Annotated in this window: 13 protein-coding genes; 6 read left to right on the top strand and 7 right to left on the bottom strand. The window is 71.0% G+C overall.

All coding sequences use genetic code 11. The features are described from left to right. Positions 1 to 301: 301 nt before the first annotated feature. Together ABZS42_RS28385 and ABZS42_RS28380 are read left to right on the top strand one after the other, a co-directional pair. Positions 302 to 1,633 (top strand): hypothetical protein, encoded by a 1,332-nt coding sequence (locus ABZS42_RS28385; protein WP_355150391.1) that lies wholly within the window; start codon positions 302 to 304, stop codon positions 1,631 to 1,633. After that, a complete protein-coding gene (locus tag ABZS42_RS28380) occupies positions 1,617 to 2,342 on the top strand; it encodes a class F sortase (RefSeq protein WP_355150389.1) in 726 nt (241 codons plus the stop codon). Before ABZS42_RS28385 ends, ABZS42_RS28380 begins: the two co-directional genes overlap by 17 nt. 61 nt (positions 2,343 to 2,403) lie before the next feature. Here ABZS42_RS28380 and ABZS42_RS28375 read toward each other — a convergent pair whose 3' ends face one another. Further along, positions 2,404 to 7,464 carry an NAD-glutamate dehydrogenase gene (locus tag ABZS42_RS28375; protein ID WP_355150388.1) on the bottom strand — a complete coding sequence of 1,687 codons (5,061 nt, stop codon included), beginning with the start codon at positions 7,462 to 7,464 and terminating at the stop codon, positions 2,404 to 2,406. A 288-nt stretch (positions 7,465 to 7,752) separates the two neighbouring features. Here ABZS42_RS28375 and ABZS42_RS28370 point away from each other — a divergent pair, with 288 nt between their 5' ends. After that, the gene (locus ABZS42_RS28370; RefSeq protein WP_355150386.1) at positions 7,753 to 9,717 is read left to right on the top strand and encodes a penicillin-binding transpeptidase domain-containing protein; all 1,965 of its coding nucleotides are present in this window, start codon (positions 7,753 to 7,755) and stop codon (positions 9,715 to 9,717) included. A gap of 133 nt (positions 9,718 to 9,850) precedes the next feature. On the opposite strand, the gene ABZS42_RS28365 is transcribed toward ABZS42_RS28370, so the two are convergent. The 6 genes from ABZS42_RS28365 to ABZS42_RS28340 all read right to left on the bottom strand — a co-directional run bounded on the left by ABZS42_RS28365 (position 9,851) and on the right by ABZS42_RS28340 (position 16,923). Then, the gene (locus ABZS42_RS28365) at positions 9,851 to 11,005 is read right to left on the bottom strand and encodes an arginase family protein (protein WP_355150384.1); all 1,155 of its coding nucleotides are present in this window, start codon (positions 11,003 to 11,005) and stop codon (positions 9,851 to 9,853) included. An 84-nt stretch (positions 11,006 to 11,089) separates the two neighbouring features. Then, entirely contained in the window at positions 11,090 to 11,992 is a 903-nt protein-coding gene (locus ABZS42_RS28360; protein ID WP_355150382.1) for a tetratricopeptide repeat protein, read from the bottom strand. A gap of 157 nt (positions 11,993 to 12,149) precedes the next feature. Further along, entirely contained in the window at positions 12,150 to 13,838 is a 1,689-nt protein-coding gene (locus ABZS42_RS28355; protein WP_355150380.1) for a methylmalonyl-CoA mutase family protein, read from the bottom strand. 132 nt (positions 13,839 to 13,970) lie between these two features. Continuing rightward, positions 13,971 to 14,387: an Asp23/Gls24 family envelope stress response protein gene (locus tag ABZS42_RS28350; protein ID WP_355150378.1), complete on the bottom strand. Its 417-nt coding sequence runs from the start codon at positions 14,385 to 14,387 to the stop codon at positions 13,971 to 13,973. Between the two features lie 277 nt (positions 14,388 to 14,664). Beyond that, positions 14,665 to 15,600 carry a methylmalonyl Co-A mutase-associated GTPase MeaB gene (meaB, locus tag ABZS42_RS28345; RefSeq protein WP_355150409.1) on the bottom strand — a complete coding sequence of 312 codons (936 nt, stop codon included), beginning with the start codon at positions 15,598 to 15,600 and terminating at the stop codon, positions 14,665 to 14,667. A gap of 123 nt (positions 15,601 to 15,723) precedes the next feature. Continuing rightward, complete coding sequence (locus tag ABZS42_RS28340; RefSeq protein WP_355150376.1) at positions 15,724 to 16,923, bottom strand: acetyl-CoA C-acetyltransferase; 1,200 nt, start codon at positions 16,921 to 16,923, stop codon at positions 15,724 to 15,726. Positions 16,924 to 16,985: 62 nt separating this feature from the next. Here ABZS42_RS28340 and mce point away from each other — a divergent pair, with 62 nt between their 5' ends. The 3 genes from mce (at position 16,986) to ABZS42_RS28325 (ending at position 20,799) form a co-directional block, all read left to right on the top strand. Next, positions 16,986 to 17,459, top strand: coding sequence for a methylmalonyl-CoA epimerase (gene mce, locus ABZS42_RS28335; RefSeq protein ID WP_355150374.1), 474 nt, complete (start codon positions 16,986 to 16,988; stop codon positions 17,457 to 17,459). 356 nt (positions 17,460 to 17,815) lie between these two features. After that, on the top strand, positions 17,816 to 19,171 hold the full coding sequence (gene ccrA, locus ABZS42_RS28330) for a crotonyl-CoA carboxylase/reductase (RefSeq protein ID WP_355150372.1): 1,356 nt from the start codon (positions 17,816 to 17,818) through the stop codon (positions 19,169 to 19,171). A gap of 365 nt (positions 19,172 to 19,536) precedes the next feature. Then, positions 19,537 to 20,799: a cell division protein DivIVA gene (locus ABZS42_RS28325; RefSeq protein ID WP_355150370.1), complete on the top strand. Its 1,263-nt coding sequence runs from the start codon at positions 19,537 to 19,539 to the stop codon at positions 20,797 to 20,799. Positions 20,800 to 20,964: the final 165 nt, after the last annotated feature.

The following is a 20,964-nucleotide window of genomic DNA, read 5'->3' as shown; positions in this document are numbered from 1 at the left end:
CCCCCATCTGACCGTAGGACGGTCGGGTGGGGGCCTCTTCGCGCGCCGTCCCCGCCCCCCTGAGCTGGTAGTCCGCCGCGGCATCTCGTTGTCGGGGTGACCTCACACGCCGGACACCACGCCCGCAAGGAGCCCTAGCGGCGCTGATGGGACGGAAAGCCGCGTACCACCCGCTTAGGGCTTACCTCCTATGTACGTAGGAACACGAATCTTTCCCTTGATAAGTCGTGAAACGGTCTAACGTCGGTCTCAGCTCGGGTGCAACCGAGTTCAGGACAACAGGGATGGAGTGACGCAGGTCATGGCTAAGAAGATGCTCGGGAAGGTCGTCGCGGGCGCCGCCCTCGGTGGGGCGTCCCTCCTCGTGTTCACCCCCGGGATCGCCCTCGCCGACGGACACCACGACGGCAAGGACCGGGATGGCAAGGTCCTGGCCGAGCCCCACGCCGTGAAGGCCGGCGAGAAGGTCAAGCTCCTCGAGATCTGCTCCGAGAAGCAGGAGCACGCCTTCGTCTGGTCGAAGGTCACCGGCAAGGTCGACCTCAAGCCCGCGAAGCAGGACCGCGGCGAGGACCGCGGCGACTGGGGCCGCGAGGACGACAAGGGCAAGGACCACAACGGCAAGGACGAACACGGCAAGGACGACAAGGGCAAGGACCACAACGGCAAGGACGAACACGGCAAGGACGACAAGGGCAAGGACGAGCAGGGCAAGGACGAACACGGCAAGGACGAGCAGGGCAAGGACGAGCAGGGCAAGGACGAGCAGGGCAAGGACGAGCAGGGCAAGGACGAACACGGCCAGGACTGGAACGGCAAGGACGAGCAGGGCAAGGACGAACAGGGCAAGGACGAACACGGCAAGGACGACAGCGGCCGTGAGCAGGAGGGCCGCAACGAAAACGGCGGCAACTACGAGAGCGGTCAGCCAGGTGGCCAGGGCGGCGCGGACGCGGCCGCCGACGACCGCAAGCACGAGGACGGCAAGAAGGACGAAGACCGCAAGCACGAGGACGGCAAGAAGGACGAAGACCGCAAGCACGAGGACGGCAAGAAGGACGAGGACCGCAAGCACGAGGACGGCAAGGACTGGAGCGGCTACGAGGCCGGCCAGGACGCTGAGGGTCGTGGGGACCACGGCGACAAGGGCGACAAGGGCGACAAGAAGGACTACGAGAACGGCTGGAACGGCGAGGAGTCCGGCGACTACAGCCGCGAGGACAGCTGGAACGGCGAAGAGTCCGGCGACCACGGCCGCATGGGCGAAGAGTCCGGCGACTACAGCCGCGAGGACAGCTGGAACGGCGAAGAGTCCGGCGACCACGGCCGCATGGGCGAAGAGTCCGGCGACTACGGCCGCGAGGACAGCTGGGAGCACAAGCGTGACTTCGTCTACTACGGCGAGGCCAAGGTGGACAAGGACGCCAAGCCGGGCCGCTACGAGCTGAAGGGCTCCTGCGGCGAAGGCGAGCTGGTCGTCCTGCCGCACGGCGGGGTCGACGGCGGTGACGGCGGCATGACCGGCGGCACCGACATGAACCTGGCGGCGGGTGGCGCCAGCCTGCTCGGCGCTGCCGCGCTGGGCGGGATCGTGCTGATGCGTCGTCGGCGGACCGATGAGTCGGTCGCCTGACGCGACGGCGACACGGGCCGGCGGCCGTCACGGGAAACCGTGGCGTGCCGCCGGCACCGCCGTTGTCGCCCTGATCGCAGTGGTCGGCGCGGGCATGATCGGTGCCGCCCTGAAGACCACGCCCGCGCCCCGTCCGCCCCAGCCCCAGGCCCAGGCCCAGACCGCCCCCGAGTCCAGCCAGATCGCCGAGGCGGACCAGCCGGCCGAGGGGGACCAGTCGGCGCAGGCGGGGGGCGCGGCGCCGACCGGGCTTCCACGCGCCACGCCCACCACCATCGACATCCCCCGGATCGGGGTGGACGCGAAGATCATGTCGCTCGGGACCAATCCCGACGGGACGGTCGAGGTGCCTCCACTGGACCAGGCCGAACTGGCGGGCTGGTACGAGCCGGGACCGAGCCCCGGTGAGGTCGGCAACGCGGTAATCGTCGGCCACGTGGACTCGGCCAAGATCGGCCCGGCGGTCTTCTTCGACCTGGGAGCCCTGCAACCGGGTGACACCGTCACGGTCAACCGGTCGGACGGCAAGCCGGCCACCTTCCGGGTCGACTCGGTCAAGTCGTACCCGAAGGACGAGTTCCCCACCGAGTCGGTCTACGGGCCGAGTGAGGAACCCGGCTTGCGGGTGGTCACCTGCGGTGGCCAGTTCGACGAGACGGCACGTAGCTACCTGAACAACGTGATCGTCTTTGCCAGCCTGGTCAGCTGAGAAAACGGCGCGGTCCGGCGGGTCGGGGAATCCCGACCCGCCGGACCGCGTCCGGCGTCGGTCAGGCCGCGGCGGAGGTCCGCACCAGGGTACGGATCTGACGCAGCAGCACCGACAGCGCGGCGAGATCCGCGCGCGACTCGTCGAACTCGCCCATCGCCCGCCGGGTCCGGTGGATGGAGGTCGAGTTCGACTTCTCCCACCGTTGGACCCGCTCCTGCGGCGACATGTCGTCGGGCGTGGAGTCGAGCACCTCCGCGGTGAGCGCGGCCAGCGCGGCGTACAGGTCGTAGCGCAGCGCCATCCGGGCGAGCGTCTGCCACCGGTCCTCGCGCGGCAGCAGGGAGATCTTCGACAGCAGCGCGTCCACCCGGAAGAGGTCGGAGAGCACGAAGTAAACCGGTGCCACCTCGCCGACGTCCCGTCCCCGGTTCGCCGCCGTCTCCACCACGTCCAGCAGGCCGAAGCTGTACATCAGCCGGGTCGCCTGCTCGGCGAGCTCGCGCGGCAGACCCCGCTCGGTCATCGAGTCGATGTGGGCCGTGATGGCCTCCCGCTCGCTGCCGTAGAAGAGGTCCTCGAGCCCGGGCAGCAGCCGGGCCACGCCGTCGCGAAGCCGGCGGATCTCTGCCGGCACATCGATCGGCGAGCGACGGTTGGTCACCAACCACCGGACCGCCCGGTCGAGCAGCCGGCGGGTGTCCAGGTAGACGCTGGTCTGTAGCTCCGGCGAGACCTTGTTGTCCAGGGCCTCGACCGCGTCCCACAGCTCACCCAGCCCGAACACCTCGCGGACCACCACGTACGCCCGGATCACGTCGGCCGGGGAGGCCGCCGTCTCCTCCATCACCCGGAACACGAACGAGATGCCGCCCCGGTTGATCGACTCGTTCACCAGGACCGTGGTGACGATCTCCCGGCGGAGCCGGTGCCGGGCCATCCGGTCGGCGAAACGCTCCCGCATCGGAGTCGGGAAGTAGTTGACCAGGACGTCGGTCGTCCACTCCTCGTCGGCCAGCCCATCAGCCAGGATGTCCCGCTCAAGGACGATCTTGACGTACGCGAGCAACACCGCGAACTCCGGCGCGGTCAGCCCCGACTCGACCCGGACGGCGAGATCCTCGTCCGGCGGCATCGCCTCGAGCGCCCGGTCGAGCCCGCCGGAGCGCTCCAGCTCATTGATCATCCGCCGGTGCACCGGGAGCAGCGACGCGGCCTGCGCCTGGGCATTGTTGATCGCCCGGGCCTGGTCGTAGTTGTCCCGCAGCACCAACTCTCTGACCTCGTCGGTCATCCCGGCGAGCAGCTCGTCCCGCTCCGCCGTACTCAGTTCGCCGTCGGCGACCGCGGTGTTGAGCAGGATCTTGATGTTCACCTCGTGGTCGGAGGTGTCCACCCCGGCCGCGTTGTCGATGAAGTCGGTGTAGATGCGACCGCCGGTCAGGGCGTACTCGATCCGGCCGAGCTGGGTGAAGCCCAGGTTGCCGCCCTCACCGACGACCCGGCAGCGCAGGCTCTTGCCGTCCACCCGGATCGCGTCGTTGGACTTGTCGCCCACCTCCGCGTCCGTCTGGCTGGACGCCTTGACGTAGGTGCCGATACCGCCGTTCCACAGCAGGTCCACCGGCGCGGTCAGGATCGCCTGCATGAGCTCCTGCGGCGAGATCTGGTCCACGTCGTCGTCCAGGCCGAGACTGGCCCGGACCTGCGGCGAGACCGGGATGGACTTGGCGGTACGCGGGTATATGCCGCCGCCGGGCGAGATCAGCTCCGGGTTGTAGTCCTCCCAAGACGACCGGGGCAGCTCGAACAGCCGCTTCCGCTCGGCGTACGAGGTGGCGGCGTCCGGATTGGGGTCGAGGATGATGTGCCGGTGGTCGAAGGCGGCCACCAACCGGATGTGCTCGGAGAGAATCATGCCATTTCCGAACACATCGCCCGACATGTCACCGACGCCGACCACCGTGAAGTCCTCGGTCTGGGTGTCGTGCCCCAGCTCCCGGAAGTGCCGCTTGACGGACTCCCAGGCGCCACGGGCGGTGATGCCCATCTTCTTGTGGTCGTACCCCGCGGAGCCGCCGGAGGCGAACGCGTCGCCCAGCCAGAAGTTGTGCGCCGCGGAAACCTCGTTGGCGATGTCGGAGAAGGTGGCGGTGCCCTTGTCCGCTGCGACCACCATGTACGGGTCGTCGCCGTCGTGCCGGACCACGTCCTCGGGCGGCACGATCTGCCCGCCGACGATGTTGTCCGTCACGTCGAGCAGCCCAGAGACGAACTCCTTGTAGCAGGCGACCGCCTCGTCCCGGTCCCCCGGCTTCTGCTTGAGCACGAAACCGCCCTTGGCGCCGACCGGCACGATGACGGTGTTCTTCACCATCTGCGCCTTGACCAGGCCCAGCACCTCGGTACGGAAGTCCTCCCGCCGGTCCGACCAGCGCAGACCACCACGGGCCACCGGCCCGAAGCGGAGGTGGACGCCCTCGAACCGGGGCGAGTACACGAAGATCTCGAACTTCGGCCGGGGCGCCGGCAGGTCCGGAATGGCCTGCGGGTCGAGCTTGAAGGCCACGTACAGCTTGGGACGCCCGTCGGAGCGCCGCTGGTAGAAGCTGGTACGCAGGGTCGCCTGGATCAGCGTCAGGTACGAGCGCAGGATCCGGTCCTGGTCGAGGCTGGCCACCTCGTCCAGCGCCGCGCGGATCTTCTCCACCAGTTCGGCACTGCTCCGCTGCCGCTGCTCGGTGTCCGTGTCACCGGGCGCGAAGCGGGCCTCGAAGAGCTGCACCAACAGCTCGGCGATCTGCGGGTACGCGATGAAGGTCTGCTCCATGTAGTCCTGTGAGAAGACCGTGCCGGCCTGCCGCAGGTACTTCGCGTAGGCGCGGAGCACCACCACCTGCCGCCAGGTCAACCCGGCGCGCAGCACCAGCTCGTTGAAGCGGTCGACCTCGGCCTCGCCCCGCCACGCCGCCGCGAAGGCGTTCTCCACGTGCGGGCGTACCTCGGCAAGTTCCTGGTGCGCCTCGGGCAGTTGCAACCCGAAGTCGTACAGCCAGATCCGGCCGTCGATCCGGTCCACCTCGTACGGGTGCTCGTCGATCACGCGGACGCCGAGCGAGTGCAGCACCGGCAGCACGGCGGAGAGCATCATCGGCTCGCCGTACCGGTAGACCTTGAACCGTACGTCCATCGGCTCGTCCTGGTCCGCGTCGGTCGCCCGCGCGCCCAGCCGGGGGGCGGACTGCTTGCGGAACAGGTGCATCTCCAGCTGGCCGGGCTCCTCCAGCAACTCCAGCTTGGCCAGGTCCTTCATCGCCTCGTACGGCGTGTGCCCGTCCTTGTAGCCCTCCGGGAACGCGTCGGCGTACCGGGCGAAGAGATGCTTGGCCTGCTCGTCGCCGAGCTTGCGTTCGAGCACCAGCCGGTAGTCGTCGTCCCAGAGCCGGGTCGCGTCGGCCAGCTCCTCGGCGAGCAGGTCGGCGTCGATGTCGCCGGGCGGGTTCGTCGGGTCGGTGCGGACGATGAAGTGCACCCGGGCGAGCATGGACTCGGTGACCCGGGTGGTGTAGTCCACCCCGACGCCGTTCAGCTCGCGCAGCAGGATGTCCTGCATGCGCAGTCGGTTCTGCGTGGTGAACCGGTCCCGCGGCAGGTAGATCAGGCAGGAGATGAACCGCCCGTACGCGTCCTTGCGCAGGAACACCCGCAGCTGGCGACGCCCGGCCATGCGCAGGACACCGATCACCGCGTGGTAGAGGTCGTCGGTCTTAATCTGGAAGAGCTCGTCGCGCGGGTAGGTCTCCAGGATCTGGAGCAGGTCCTTGCCGGAGTGGCTGCGCCGGCTGAGGCCGGAGCGTTCCAGCACCTCGGCGACCTTGCGGCGCACCACCGGCAGCTCGCGGACGCTGGTGCGGTACGCGGCGGTCGAGAACAGGCCCAGGAAGCGCCGCTCCCCGATGACCTCGCCCGCCTCGTCGAACACCTTGAAACCGATGTAGTCCAGGTAGGCCGAGCGGTGCACGGTGGCCCGCGAGTTGGCCTTCGTGATGATCAGCAGGCGCTTCTCCAGCACCTTCTCGTGGGCTTCGGGCGTCATCGACGACAGCGCCCGCGCCTCCGGCGCGTCCTGCCGCATGATGCCGAGCCCGGTGCCGAGCACCGCTTCCAGCGCCTGGCCACCCTGCGGGGTCTCGACCAGCCGGTACTCGCGGTAGCCGAGGAACGTGAAGTGATCATGGGCGAGCCAACGCAGCAGCTCGACCGAGTCCGTGATGTCCTTCTCCGGCACCGGAGGCCGGTTGTCGCTGGTCCGGGCGGCGGCCAACTCGTCGGCGAGCGACAGGGCGCGCTGGCGCATCTTGGGCCAGTCCTCCACCGCCTCACGGACGTCGGTGAGGACCCGCTGCAACTCCCGGCCGATCCGATCCCGCTCGGCGGCGTCACGGACCGGATCTATCTCGATCCGCATCCAGCTTTCCACCAGGTCACCGGCGATCGCGTCGTCCGGTTCGACGTCCGCGGCCACCTCGGCCAGCCGGCCGAGCGGCTCCCGGCGCACCACCACCAACGGGTGGACCAGCAGATGTACGTCGAGATGGTGCGAGTTGAGCAGCGCCGTCACCGAGTCGACGAGGAAGGGCATGTCGTCCGCGACGATTTCGACCACGGTGTGGTGCTGGTCGGCGTCGGGCTCGTGGATGCGCAGCTTCAGCTCGCCGGGCACCCGCTGCTGAGCCAGGTCCCGGTGCGCGCGGGCCGCGTCGAGCATCTCCTCGGCGGTGAAGCCGATCAGCTCCTCGTCCGGGGCGAATCGCCAGAAACGGCTGACCAGGGTCGCCGCGTCCTGGTCGTCCCCGGCGAGCGCGACCGCCTGGGCCACCAGGCGCTCGACGTTGGGTACGGGTTCGTCGAGCTCGGCGTCCTCCACGTCCTCGGCCAACGCCTCCGTCGGCAGGCCGAGTTCGTAGATGGTGTCGATGCTCGAGCCGGTCAACCCGGTGACGCCCGTGTCGAGCCGGCCGTAACCGTCTCCGTCGGTCGCCGAATCGAAGCTGTCGTCGTTCCGGCCACTGTCGTTCGGCCGGAGGTCGGGTTCCGGTTTGATCGCCGGACGCCGGTCCATCGGTGCCACTCCCCTCGACGACCCACCGCATTGTGGGTCACTCTGCCGCCCAGCCTAGGCCCTACCGGTCCGCTCCTTCGCGGGCGGACCACGTGCCGGACGTCCGAATCGGGACTTTGTTCATGCGCCCCTGGCGGGTCCGAGGTTCGCCGCCTGCCGAGTACCCCGTCGCGCGATGTTCATCACACCGCCCACGCGCCGTCTTTCACCACGTCGCAGCTCACCCGGACAGTGAGGACGCCGCACGCGTACTACGGTGAGGCAACCCGACTGCGGAGGGCCTGCTGCATGCGTCTGTCGTACCCGCGCCATCGTGGCCGCACCCGTCCCAACCGCCATCTCGTCGCGGTCACCGCGACCCTGCTCGCCGCCGGCGCGCTCACCGCGTGCTCGGGCGAGGACGGCCCGGAGCGCACCGTGGAGGCGTTCCTGTCCGGCTGGCGCTCCGGCAACCTGCAGGCGGTCGGCTTCGTGGACGCCACCGGCGCCAAGGTCCCGGCGGACGAGGTGCTCAAGGACATCAAGGCGCTCTCCGGCGAGCTGGCGGCCACGCCGCCGACCTTGCACCGGCAGGGCGACGCGAAGATCACCGCCGACACCGCCACCGCCGGGTTCCGGATCGAGTGGCCGCTGCCGGGCGACACCCGCTGGGCGTACGACCGCCAGGTGCGGCTGACCCACGCCGACGACGGCCAGTGGCAGGTGATCTGGGAGCCGAAGGTCGTGCAGGAGCAGCTCACCAGGGGTGACCGGCTCGGGCTGCGGCGGGACGCCGGCCCGCGCGCCGGCGTGCTGGACGCCGCCGGTCGGCCGATCGTGGAGCCGCGTCCGATCATGCGGGTCGGTGTGCAGCCCAACCAGGTCAGCGACGTGCCGGGGCTCGTCGGGAAGCTCGACGCCGCGTTCCGGGCGATCCGGCCGGCGATCGTGCCGGCCGTCGACCTGTCGGACCTGCCCAAGCGCCTCGCGGAGGCCGACGGCGGCGCGTTCGTCGAGGTGGTGACGCTGCGGGACGAGGCGTACCGACAGATCAAGCCACGCATCTACGACCTGCCCGGCACGAAGTTCCGGTCCGACAAGGTGGACCTCGCGCCCACCCGGGAGTTCGCCCGGGCGCTGCTCGGCTCGGTGGACCCCGCGCAGGCCGACGACCTGACCGCCCACCCCGAGAAGTACCTGGCCGGCGACCTCGTCGGCCACGGCGGGTTGCAGAGCCGGTACGACGATCAGCTGCGTGGGCTGCCCGGCCTCACGGTGGTCATCAAGCGTCCGGGCGAGGACGGCACGCTGGTACCGACCGGCACCGAGGTGTTCCACCGTGATCCGCAGCCGGGCCGGCCGCTGAAGACGACGCTCGACGTGGCCGTGCAGAACGCGGCCGACGACGCGCTGCGCGCGGAGAAGCGGCGCTCCGCCCTGGTGGCCGTCCGGATCAGCGACGGCGCGGTGCTCGCGGCGGCGAACGGCCCTGGTCCGGCCGGGGAGAACCTCGCCTTCGACGCGCAGGTCCCGCCCGGCTCGACGTTCAAGATGGTCAGTGCCCTCGGCCTGCTGGACCGGGGGGCGGTCACGCCGGACACGACCGTCGCCTGCGACAAGACGTTCACCGTGGACGGCCGGTCGTTCAAGAACTCGGACAACTTCGCGTTGGGCGCGGTGCCCTTCCGCACCGACTTCGCGAAGTCCTGCAACACCGCGTTCGCGGCGTTGGCGCCGAAGCTGGGCGGCGACGGTCTGGCCGTCGCCGGCCGCTCGCTCGGCCTGGAGGGGCGGTGGGATCTCGGCGTCGACGCGTTCACCGGCAAGGTGTCGGCGAACGGGTCTCCGGCCGAGCAGGCCGCCGCCGCCTTCGGCCAGGGGACCACGCTGGTCAGCCCACTCGCCATGGCGGCCGCCACCGCGGCCGTCGCCCGGGGCCACTTCGAGCAGCCGAAGCTGCTGCTGGACCCGGCCCCCGCCGAACCGGCCGCCGCCGGGCAGCCGCTGAAGGCCGAGTCGGCGCAGGCGGTACGGGCCATGATGCGTGAGGTGGTCACCAGCGGCACCGGCAGCACGCTCAAGGACGTGCCGGGGCAGCCGGTGTACGGCAAGACCGGCACCGCCGAGTACGACAACAACCCGGCGCACACCCACGCCTGGTTCGTCGGCTGGCAGGGGGACGTCGCCTTCGCCGTCTTCGTCGAGAAGGGCGGGGCCAGCACCGCCTCCGCCGTGCCGATCGCCGAACGCTTCCTCCGCGCCCTACCGCGCTGACGACCCGCCTCGGGCCGGCCGATGTCGAGGCTGCGCTCGCTTGATCGACTCGGCTTCAAGGAAGTCGGGGTGTCCCGCTCAGCCGGATACCCCGACTTCGCGGTAGACCGAGTCGATCAACCAGCTGTGCGGATCAGGCGGAGTCGGCCGCCGACGCGGGCGGCCCGGGAACGGCCGACACCGGCCCCCCGGACACCGGGTCGGCCGACAGGGGGCCGGGCGGCACCGGGCCGGCCGACCTGCCCGCCGACGAGACCGTGCCCTGAGCGGCCGAAGCCCTCGTCCCGTCGACTGCCGGCCTTCCGTTGCCCCGGCGCGGGGCGGGGGCCGGCGCGTCCGTCGGGCCGGGGAGCAGCCGGGGCGGCACGGCTCCCGGAGAGGTCACCGGGGTGAGCCCGGCCACGACGGTGTTCACGATCTCGGCGGCGTACGCGCCGTCAGCGTCGTAGTCGGGATCGAAGACGGTCAGCTCCACACCCAGGCAGTGCGGGGTGTCCACCAGACCGGCGAGCAGGATCTCCAGTTCCGCGAAGGCGATCCCGCCGGGGTCGGGCGCGTCGACCGCCGGCATCACGGCAGGGTCGAGCACGTCCACGTCGATGTGCACCCAGTAGCCGGCGCACTCGGCGAGCTGCTCGTGCGCCCACTGGGCGGTCCGCGCGGCACCCTCGGCACGCAGCGCCGGCACGGGTCGGGTCAGGATCCCGGCGGCCTGGAGGTCGAGACGGTACTCGTCCTGCGCACGGATGCCCAGCACCACCACGTCGATGTCGCGGAAGTACGGCCGGCGCCCCTCGATGGCGGCCAGATCGGCCTGTCCCCGGCCGGTGACGAGAGCGAGGTCCTCGCCGGCGGCGGCACCGACGTACGAGGCGTTGCCGGGGTGCCGGAAGTCCGAGTGACCGTCGACGAAGACCAGCCCGATCCGCCCGCCGACCGCCTCACCGAGACGGTGCATGGCCAGCGCGGAGCCCAGCAGCACGGAGCAGTCGCCCCCCAGCACCAGAGGGAACTCACTGCGATCGATGATCGCGCCGATCCGGTCGGCGAGCGCCACCGAGTACGCGGAGATCTCCCGGGCGTGGCAGACGCCGTCACCGGGACGCCAGTCACCCGGGTCGTACCGGGGTGGGGTGAGGTGACCGGCGTCCCGCGCCCGTAGCCGGGCCAGCAGGCCCTGGTCGCGTAACGCGCCCGGCGCCTTGGTGCAGCCCGGGACCGAGCTGGGCGTGGGCGGGCGTAGACCCAGGTTCGTCGGTGCGTCGAGGACGGCGATTCGGCGCATCATGGGCTCCCGTCCTCGGCGGTCGGGCGGGCCGGCCGGTCTGCCGGCCCGCACTGGTCTGCTACGTGCTCGGAACCGTTTCGCTGCTCAAAACAGGGCGCTGGCCAGGGCCCGCCGGGCGGAGGCGACCGCCGGGTCGTCCGGACCAGCGATGGTGAAGAGGCCGATCAGGTGCTGGCGTACCTTCTCCCGGTCGTCGCCGGCGGTGCGGCGGACCGTGTCCACCAGGCGCTTGTATGCCTGCTCGGCCAGCCCGCTGAGCACCTCGATGTCGGCGGCGAGCAGCTGCGCGTCGACGTCGTCGGGGTTCGCCGCGGCGGCGAGCGCGCTCTGCGGGTCGGCGCCGGCAACCCGGCGGGCCAGGCCCACCTGGGCCAAGCCGGCCTCGGCCGCGGCGTCCGCCGGGGCGTCCGCGAGGATCTTGCGGTACGCCTGCTCGGCGGCGTCCAGGTCGCCGGCCATCAGGGCGTCGTCGGCCTCGTCCAGACGGGGGTCGGCCGGCTCGGTGAGCGCCACGCCACCGGCCTTGAGCACCGACTGGATCCACTGCTTCAGCTGTGCCTCCGGCACCACGCCGGAGAAGGCGTCGACCGGCTGACCGCCGACGACGGCGTAGACCATCGGGATGCCCTGCACCCGGAACATCTGGGCGAGGCGCGGGTTGGCGTCCACGTCGATCTTGGCGAGCACCCAGGCTCCGCCGCCCTCGGCCGCGAGCCGTTCCAGCACCGGCGAGAGCTGCTTGCACGGCTCGCACCACTCGGCCCAGAAGTCGATCACCACTGGTGTGTTGAGCGAGCGCTCCAGCACCTCGGACTGGAATGTCGCCTCCGTCACGTCGATGACGGTGACGCCGCCGACGGCGCCACCGGGCGCGCCGGCAGGCGGACCGGCCTGGGCCGGCGTGGAGGTGGGGGTGGGGGCGCGGAGGGCACTGAGGTCGACCGCGCCGCGAGTGAAGATCGACGAGGTCATCCGTGGGTCGCTCATGGTTATCTAGTTTGGCACGGACGTCGCCGAACTCAGATCAACCGCGACGGCGACAGTTGCAGTTCTCACCCTGCTCATCCCGCCCGTACGGCACAGCAGGCACCGCGCCGCGCGGAGCGCGGCGCGGTGCGGGTGAAGATGTGGTCCGCCGGGCGGGTCAGAAGCGGGCGGGTTCGCGGTAGGTGCCCCACTCCGCCCGCAGCGCGTCGCAGATCTCCCCGAGCGTCGCCTCGGCCCGGACCGCGTCGAGCATCGCCGGGATCATGTTCTCCCCGGTCCGGCTGATCTCGACCATTCGGCTCACCGCGGCCTTCACCGCGGCGTCGTCCCGGGCCACCTTCCGCTCGGCCAGCACCCGGCGCTGCTCCAGCTCGACCTCGTGCGAGATGCGCAGGATCTCCAGGTCCTTGGCGACCGTGTTGGTGTGGCAGTTGACCCCGACGATCCGCTTCTCGCCCTTCTCCAGCGCCTGCTGGTAGACGAACGCGGCCTCGGCGATGTGGCTGGTGAACCAGCCGTCCTCGATGCCGCGCAGGATGCCGGAGGTCATCGGACCGATCTGGTGCGGACCCTCACCGCCGAGCTGGCGGATCCGGGCGAAGATCTCCTCCGCCTCGGCCTCGATCTTGTCGGTGAGCGCCTCGACGTACCAGGAGCCGCCGAGCGGGTCCGCCACGTTGGTGACCCCGGTCTCCTCCATCAGCACCTGCTGGGTACGCAGCGCGATCTCCGCCGACTCGTCGGTGGGCAGGGCGAGCGTCTCGTCCAGCGCGTTGGTGTGCAGCGAGTTCGTGCCGCCGAGCACGGCGGCGAGGGCCTCGACGGCGGTGCGTACCACGTTGTTCACCGGCTGCTGGGCGGTCAGCGACACCCCGGCGGTCTGGGTGTGGAACCGCAGCCAGAGGGCCTTTTCGCTGGTGGCTCCGTACACGTCGCGCAGCCAGCGGGCCCAGATGCGGCGGGCGGCGCGGAACTTGGCGATCTCCTCGAAGAAGTCGACGTGCGAGTCGAAGAAGAAGCTCAGCCCCGGGGCGAAGACGTTGACGTCCAGCCCACGGGAGAGTCCCAGCTCGACGTAGCCGAAGCCGTCGGCGAGCGTGTACGCCAGCTCCTGCGCGGCGGTCGACCCGGCCTCACGGATGTGGTAGCCGGAGACCGAGAGCGGCTTGTAGCGCGGGATCTCCCGGGCGCAGTACTCCATGAGGTCGCCGATCAGGCGCAGGTGCGGCTCCGGGTCGAAGAGCCACTCCTTCTGTGCGATGTACTCCTTGAAGATGTCGGTCTGCAGGGTGCCGTCCAGCGTGGACAGGTCGGCGCCCTGCCGCTCCGCGGCTACCAGGTACATGCAGAACACCGGCACGGCGGGGCCGGAGATGGTCATCGAGGTGGTGACGCCGGCCAGGTCGATGCCGTCGAAGAGCGCCTGCATGTCGGTGGCGGTGTCGATGGCCACGCCACAGTGGCCGACCTCGCCGAGCGCCTGCGGGTCGTCCGAGTCGCGGCCCATCAGGGTCGGCATGTCGAAGGCGACCGAGAGGCCACCGCCGCCGGCGCCGAGGATCATCTTGTAGCGCTCGTTGGTCTGCCGGGCGTTGCCGAAGCCGGCGAACTGGCGGATGGTCCAGGTCCGCCCGCGGTAGCCGGTCGGATACAGGCCCCGGGTGTACGGGTACTCGCCCGGCCAACCGATCCGCTCGAAGCCCGGGTGGTCAGCGCCCTCCGGCGGTCCGTAGACCGGGTCGACGCTCATCCCGGAGAGAGTGGTGAAGTCGGCGTCCCGCTTGCGCGCGGCGTCGTACCGGGCCTGCCAGCGTGCGCGGCCAGCAGCGATCTCGTCGGCGTTCATCCGCGGCTCCTCCTCGGGTCCTCGACTGCACATCGAGTCTAGAGGTCATGCCTGAACGATCGCTAAGTCGCCCCGAACCAGCCGGTAACCAGGCGGCCCGGCAGCCTTGCGGCCTTCGGGTCCACGCCCGGTTCAGGCGCCGGCCACTCCCGGCTGGTTGAGCTCGATGTCGTCCACCGTGACGTTGACCTGGGTGACCGTCAGGCCGTACTTCTCGACCGCTTCGATCACCGCGGCTCGTACCGTCTCGGTCACGTCGGCCACGACCTGCCCGGAGTCGATCACCAGGACCACGTTGATGACCGCCGAGGTGCCCTTCACATCGGCCGAGACGCCGCGGCGGGCGTCACCCACCTCGTCCAGGCCGACCCTGTCCAGCACGTTGTTGAAGAACCGGGCCACGTCACCGCCGAGATCGGCGACACCGGGCACCGAACGAGCGGCGGCTGCGGCGATCTTCTCCACGACCTCGTCGGAGACCGACGTGGCGCCCCGGGCCGCGTCCGCAGCGGGCTGCACTCCACCGGCGTTCTCCACCGCGTCCGTCATGATCACTTCTCCCCTGGTTCGGGCGCACTGTGGACCGACCAACTCGTCGGCCCGCTCCGCGGAATCCTCACTCCCGGTCGCGCGCTGCGAGCCTACTAAAACGGAGCGGTTTTCGTGTCCGGGCATGCGACGGACTGCGGCCGCGCGATCGCGCGGGTGGGTGGCCGCACCCGAACGGGCAGGCGTCGAACCGTCACGCTGCCGTCCCGAACGTCCGGGACGGGCGTCCGGGACGGGTGAGGTCTGCTCGCCGCGCGAAAGGTCGTCGAGTTCCGGGTCAGGGAGCGAGCTGGGCGAGCAACTCGTCGGCGGCCGTGTACGGGTCGACCGTGCCCTCGGCGACCTTGCCGGCGAGCGCGGGCAACTCCGTACCGTCGCGGAGCGAGCCGATCCGGTCGCGGAGCACGCCGAGCGCGATCGCCTCGACCTCGGCGGCGGCCCGCGCCTCCTGCCGGCGGCGCAGCTCGCCGTGCTCGACCAGCCAGTTCCGGTGCTTGTCGATCGCCGCGGCGATGTCGTCGATTCCCTCGCCCCGCGCGGCGATCGCGCGCGTCACCAACGGCCGCCACTGCCCCGCGGCGCGCTCGCCGAGCGCGATCATGCCCTGGATGTCGCGGTACGTCGCGTCGGCGCCGTCCCGGTCGGCCTTGTTCACCACGAAGACGTCGGCGATCTCCAGGATGCCGGCCTTCACCGCCTGGATCGCGTCACCCATACCGGGGGCGAGCAGCACCAGCGTGGTGTCGGCCAACGAGGCGACCTCCACCTCGGCCTGCCCGACCCCGACCGTCTCCACCAGCACCACGTCGCAGCCGGCGCCCTCCAGCACCCGCACCGCCTGGGGGGTGGCCGCGGCCAGCCCGCCCAGGTGACCGCGGCTGGACATCGAGCGGATGTAGACACCGGGATCGGTGGCGTGGTCCTGCATCCGGACCCGGTCACCCAGGATCGCCCCGCCGGTGAACGGGCTGGACGGGTCGACCGCCAGTACGCCGACCCGGTGCCCCCGCGCGCGCAGCGCCCGCACCAACTCGTTGGTGGTGGTGGACTTGCCCACGCCGGGCGACCCGGTCAGCCCCACCACCTGGGCCTGGCCGGCGTACGGGGCGAGCGCCGCCGCGACGTCGCGCAGCAGGTCGTCGCCGTTCTCCACCAGCGTGATCAGGCGAGCCACCGCGCGGTGGTCACCCGCGCGGGCCCGCTCGACCAGCATGGGCACGTCCCGGCTGCGACGCACCGAAGCGGTGGCCGCGGCCGGGGCGTTCTCGATGGTTCCGCTCACGGGGCTACTTTCGTTCGGCGAGCGTGGGCCCGCAGACCCGGCCGCTCATCTTGCTCACTGACCGCTCTCACCTCGGGCCGGGACGTGGATGATCAGCGCGTCGCCCTGACCACCGCCGCCGCAGAGCGCCGCCGCGCCGGTGCCACCGCCACGCCGGTGCAGCTCCAGGGCGAGGGTGAGGACCAGGCGGGCGCCGGACATGCCGATCGGGTGGCCGAGCGCGATCGCGCCGCCGTTGACGTTGACCTTCGCCGGGCTGATCCCGAGGTCGCGGACGGACTGGACGCCGACCTGGGCGAAGGCCTCGTTGATCTCGATGAGGTCGAGGTCGGCGACGGTCAGCCCGGCCTTGCGCAGCGCGTGGCGGATGGCGTTCGACGGCTGCGAGTGCAGGGAGTTGTCCGGACCGGCGACGTTGCCGTGCGCGCCGACCTCCGCGATCCAGGTCAGCCCCAACTCCTTCGCCTTGGCCTTGCTCATCACGATCACCGCGGCCGCGCCGTCGGAGATCGGCGACGAACTGCCGGCGGTGATGGTGCCGTCCTTGGCGAAGGCGGGGCGCAGCTTCGCCAGCGACTCGACCGTGGTGTCCGGGCGGATGCCCTCGTCCTCGCTGATCACCACCGGGTCGCCCTTGCGCTGCGGGATGACCACCGGGGTGATCTCGTCGGAGAAGTGCCCGTTCTTCTGCGCGGCGGCGGCCTTCTGGTGGCTCGCCGCGGCGAAGGCGTCCTGTTCCTCGCGGGTGATGCCGAGCTTGACGCCGAGCCGCTCGGTGGACTCCCCCATGGAGCAGCAGTCCCAGGCGTCGCTGAGGCCGTCGTGCGCCATGTGGTCCTTGATCACCACGTCGCCGTACTTGTAGCCGACCCGCTGACCCATCAGCAGGTGCGGAGCGTTCGTCATCGACTCCATGCCGCCGGCGACGACGATGTCGAACTCACCCGCCCGGATGAGCTGATCGGCCAGGGCGATCGCGTCCAGACCGGAGAGGCAGACCTTGTTGATGGTCAGCGCCGGCACGGACATCGGGATGCCCGCCTCGACCGCCGCCTGCCGGGCCGGGATCTGACCAGCGCCGGCCTGGAGCACCTGCCCCATGATCACGTACTGCACCTGGTCGGGGCTGACGCCGCCCCGCTCCAGGGCCGCCTTGATGGCGATCCCGCCGAGCTTCGTGGCCGGGAGGTCCTTGAGGTTGCCCAGCAGGCGCCCCATCGGGGTCCGCGCGCCGCTGACGATCACCGAAGCCATAGCTGCCTCCGAGGGGGGTGCCGACCTGTACGCCTTAACGATTGTTCGGCCAGACTAGCGTCATGGCAGAGAACTCCCCCGTCGAGCCCGCTGCGGACTACGTCACAGGCATCGGGCTGCGGCGGATCGATCACGTCGGCATCGCCGTCGCCGACCTGGACGCCGCGATCGACTTCTACCAGCGGACGTTCGGGATGCGTTGCGTGCACACCGAGACCAACACCGAACAGGGCGTACGAGAGGCGATGCTGGCCGTCGGGGCGGACGTCGAGGGGGGCTGCGTGCAACTGCTCGCCCCGCTCACGCCGGAGTCCACCATCGCGAAGTTCCTCGACCGCAACGGTCCCGGGGTGCAGCAGGTGGCGTACACCGTCGCGGACGTCGACGCGGCCTGCGCCGCGCTGCGCGAGCGGGGCATGCGCCTGCTCTACGACGAACCGCGACGCGGCACCGCGAACTCGCGCATCAACTTCGTCCACCCGAAGGACGCCGGCGGCGTCCTGGTGGAACTGGTCGAGCCCGCCGCCGCGCCCTGAGGAACGCACCGGGACACGCGTCGAGCATCAGGTTCGCGGCGCGGGACGGTCGCGTTTCGCGCCGCGAACCTCATGCTCAACCGGCCGGTGGCGGGCCGCCGCGGAGCCACCGGCACGAGGTCCGGGCGTGCGCCGGTGCGTGGTGCGAGGCCCTCGCGGACACCTTCACGCATCGGTGGATGCAATTGTTCACATGGGACTTCCCGGCCTAGCTACCGTTCAGTAGCGTCCGCCCCCAACAGGAGCGCGACCGGTCGACGATGTGTCGGACGTCGACATGGCGGCCGGTCGCACCGGCGCCGACGACGGCAGCACCCGGTCCCGCGCGTGCGGGTGCGGGCGAACGGGAGGTCACCGTGCAGGACATCCTCGAAGCGATCATGGCCGCTGAGGGCTCCGACCAGCCGGAGCGGGAACTCGCCGGAATCGCCGGCCTGCCGGTGCCGGAGAGTTACCGGGGCGTCGTGGTGCGGGCAGCCGAGACCCGGATCTTCGACGGGATGGCGAGCCGCGACAAGGACCCGCGCAAGGCGCTGCACGTCCAGGAGGTGCCGACGCCCGAACTCGGCCCGGGCGAGGCGCTGGTGGCGGTGATGGCCAGCGCCATCAACTACAACACGGTCTGGACGAGCATCTTCGAACCGCTGCCCACCTTCACCTTCCTCCGGCGCTACGGCCGGGTCTCCGAACTGACCCGCCGACACGACCTGCCGTACCACGTGGTCGGTTCGGACGCGGCCGGCGTGGTGCTGCGCGCCGGTCCCGGGGTGACCCGGTGGCGCCCCGGCGACGAGGTGGTCGCACACTGCCTGTCCGTGGAGCTGGAGGACTCGGCCGGCCACGACGACACCATGCTCGACCCGCAGCAGCGGATCTGGGGCTTCGAGACCAACTTCGGCGGCCTCGCCGAACTGGCCGTGGTCAAGGCGAACCAGCTGATGCCGAAGCCGCGGCACCTCAGCTGGGAGGAGGCGGCCAGCCCCGGGCTGGTCAACTCGACCGCGTACCGGCAGCTCGTCTCGCACCACGGCGCCGACATGAAGCAGGGCGACGTGGTGCTGATCTGGGGCGCGTCCGGCGGTCTCGGCGGGTACGCCACCCAGCTGGCGCTCAACGGCGGCGCGATCCCGGTCTGCGTCGTCTCCTCGCCCGAGAAGGCCGAGCTGTGCCGCAGCATGGGCGCGGAGCTGGTCATCGACCGGGCCGCGGAGGGCTTCCGCTTCTGGCAGGACGAGCAGACCCAGGATCCGGACGAGTGGCGGCGCTTCGGCGAACGGATCCGTGAGCTGACCGGCGGCGAGGACCCGGACATCGTCTTCGAGCACCCGGGACGGGAGACGTTCGGCGCGAGCGTCTTCGTGGCCCGGCGCGGCGGGACGATCGTCACCTGCGCGTCCACGAGCGGCTTCCAGCACCAGTACGACAACCGCTACCTGTGGATGCACCTCAAGCGCATCGTCGGCAGCCACTTCGCCAACTACCACGAGGCGTGGCAGGCCAACCGTCTGGTCGCGCTCGGCAAGGTGCACCCGACGGTGTCGCGTACCTACCCGCTGGAGCAGACCGGCCAGGCCGCATACGAGGTGCACCGCAACGCCCACCAGGGCAAGGTCGGCGTCCGCTGCCTCGCGCCGCGCGACGGCCTCGGTGTCCGCGACCCACAGCTGCGCGCCCGCCACGAGCCGGCGATCAACCGGTTCCGCGGTCACTGACCGCAACGCTCCCCGGCGCTCCCCCACCCGCTCCGGCCACCGCTGAGGGCGGGACGGGTGCGGCCGTCCGCACGGGCCACGTGCCGAGGGGCCGACTTCTCGACCATTGCGGGCGCCACCGCCTTTCCCGTGGGTCGTCGGTGCCCCATTCGCGCACTCACGCGGGGTACGCACAAAGGGCCCGGCCGGCACCGTCGTGAGCGCTTTTCCACGTACCGGTGCGGCACCGTCCGACCCACCCCGGACCTGCCAAGATCGGCGTCCGGCCCGCTCCCGTGACGCCCGGAAGTTGACCATGTAAAGAGGACTCGAAAGGTTCGTACCGCTCTTGCGGAGCACCCTGGGGCGTCTGCCAGTATGTCCCAATGCCCCAGCAGCAATCCTCCCCTCTCGCGTTCTTCGATAACGCGAACTCGCAGCCAGATTTCACCGTTGGCCTGCGCGGATACAACACCCACCAGGTTGACGACTTCATCGGGCGGATGACCGCCGCGCTCACCCAGTCCGAGCAGGCCCGCGCCGAGGCCGAGCAGCGGATGAACGACGCCCAGCGCCGGCTCCGCCAGGCCGACCAGCGCGTGGCCGCGCTGGAGCAGAAGGTCGCGGACACCAACAAGCAGCTCGAGGAGAACAGCCGGCCGACGCTCTCCGGCCTGGGCACCCGGGTCGAGCAGATCCTCCGGCTGGCGGAGGAGCAGGCCAACGACCACCGCAACGAGGCCAAGCGCGAGTCGGAGGGAATCCTCTCCGCCGCCCGCCTCGAGGCGCGTGAGATCACCGACAAGGCCCGCGCCGAGGCGGCCGCGATGAAGGCCACCGCCGAGCGCGAGGCCGGCAACCTGCGCACCGCCGCCGAGCGGGAGGCCGCCGAGGTCCGCGTCCAGGCCCGCCGCGAGGCCGACACGCTGCGCGCCGACGCAGACCGCGAGACCAAGCAGCTGCGCACGGTGACCGCGCACGAGGTGGCCGAGCTGAAGTCCACCGTCGAGCGGGAGGTGGCAACCCTCCGGGCCACCGCCGAGCGGGAGATCACCCAGCAGCGGGCCAAGGCCGCCCGGGAGGCCGAGGAGAAGCGCGCCGAGGCGACGAAGCTGCTCACCGACGCGCGCGACAAGCGCGACAAGGACCTCCAGGCCCTGGAACTCCAGCTCGCCGAGCGCCGGGAGAAGGCCGAGCGCGAGGAGTCCGAGCGGCACGCCACCCAGGTCGCGCAGACCCAGAAGATGGTCAGCGAGGCCGAGCAGCGCGCCCGGGCCGCCCAGGAGCGGGCGAAGGAGATCGAGCAGCGGGCAGAGGCCCGCCGCGTCGAGTCGGAGCGCACGGCCAACGAGACGGTCGACAAGGCCAAGGCGCTGGCCGACAAGACCCTGAACGAGGCGAAGGCGGAGTCGCAGCGCCTGCTCAGCGAGGCGCGGACGGAGGCCGAGCTGACCACGCAGGCGGCTCGCCGGGAGGTCGAGGACCTCACCCGCCAGAAGGACGCGGTCACGTCGCAGCTGGGTCAGATGCTCTCCGGCCTCGCCGGCATCGTGCCGGGTGTGCCGAACGGGCAGGCCGCTGCGGCAGCCGCCACGCCGGAGGCCGGCAAGGCCGACGGCGACAAGGTGACCGCGGAGTCGGCCGGCTGACGCACCGCAAGCTCGGGGCATGACGCGGCGCGGGAGGCACCGGATCACCGGTGCGCCCGCGCCGCATGCTTTCCACCACCCGCTGTCACCTACCGGTACGACACGAGTGAAGTAGGGCCGACAGGGCGTCCGTATCGCCCCAGCAGGGCCCGTTGCGTGTGAGGA

The sequence above is a fragment of the Micromonospora sp. NPDC005367 genome (genome assembly GCF_040606825.1).
Lineage (GTDB): Bacteria > Actinomycetota > Actinomycetes > Mycobacteriales > Micromonosporaceae > Micromonospora.
This window is presented reverse-complemented; position numbering and strand designations above follow the sequence as displayed.

Coding starts and splice junctions, on each gene's coding strand:
- ABZS42_RS28370 (WP_355150386.1), top strand. CDS start 7,753: ATGCGTCTGTCGTACCCGCGCCATCGTGGCCGCACCCGTCCCAACCGC.
- ABZS42_RS28360 (WP_355150382.1), bottom strand. CDS start 11,992: ATGAGCGACCCACGGATGACCTCGTCGATCTTCACTCGCGGCGCGGTC.
- ABZS42_RS28325 (WP_355150370.1), top strand. CDS start 19,537: ATGCCCCAGCAGCAATCCTCCCCTCTCGCGTTCTTCGATAACGCGAAC.
- mce (WP_355150374.1), top strand. CDS start 16,986: ATGGCAGAGAACTCCCCCGTCGAGCCCGCTGCGGACTACGTCACAGGC.
- ABZS42_RS28375 (WP_355150388.1), bottom strand. CDS start 7,464: ATGGACCGGCGTCCGGCGATCAAACCGGAACCCGACCTCCGGCCGAAC.
- ABZS42_RS28365 (WP_355150384.1), bottom strand. CDS start 11,005: ATGATGCGCCGAATCGCCGTCCTCGACGCACCGACGAACCTGGGTCTA.
- ABZS42_RS28355 (WP_355150380.1), bottom strand. CDS start 13,838: ATGAACGCCGACGAGATCGCTGCTGGCCGCGCACGCTGGCAGGCCCGG.
- meaB (WP_355150409.1), bottom strand. CDS start 15,600: ATGCTGGTCGAGCGGGCCCGCGCGGGTGACCACCGCGCGGTGGCTCGC.
- ABZS42_RS28340 (WP_355150376.1), bottom strand. CDS start 16,923: ATGGCTTCGGTGATCGTCAGCGGCGCGCGGACCCCGATGGGGCGCCTG.
- ABZS42_RS28385 (WP_355150391.1), top strand. CDS start 302: ATGGCTAAGAAGATGCTCGGGAAGGTCGTCGCGGGCGCCGCCCTCGGT.
- ABZS42_RS28350 (WP_355150378.1), bottom strand. CDS start 14,387: ATGACGGACGCGGTGGAGAACGCCGGTGGAGTGCAGCCCGCTGCGGAC.
- ABZS42_RS28380 (WP_355150389.1), top strand. CDS start 1,617: ATGAGTCGGTCGCCTGACGCGACGGCGACACGGGCCGGCGGCCGTCAC.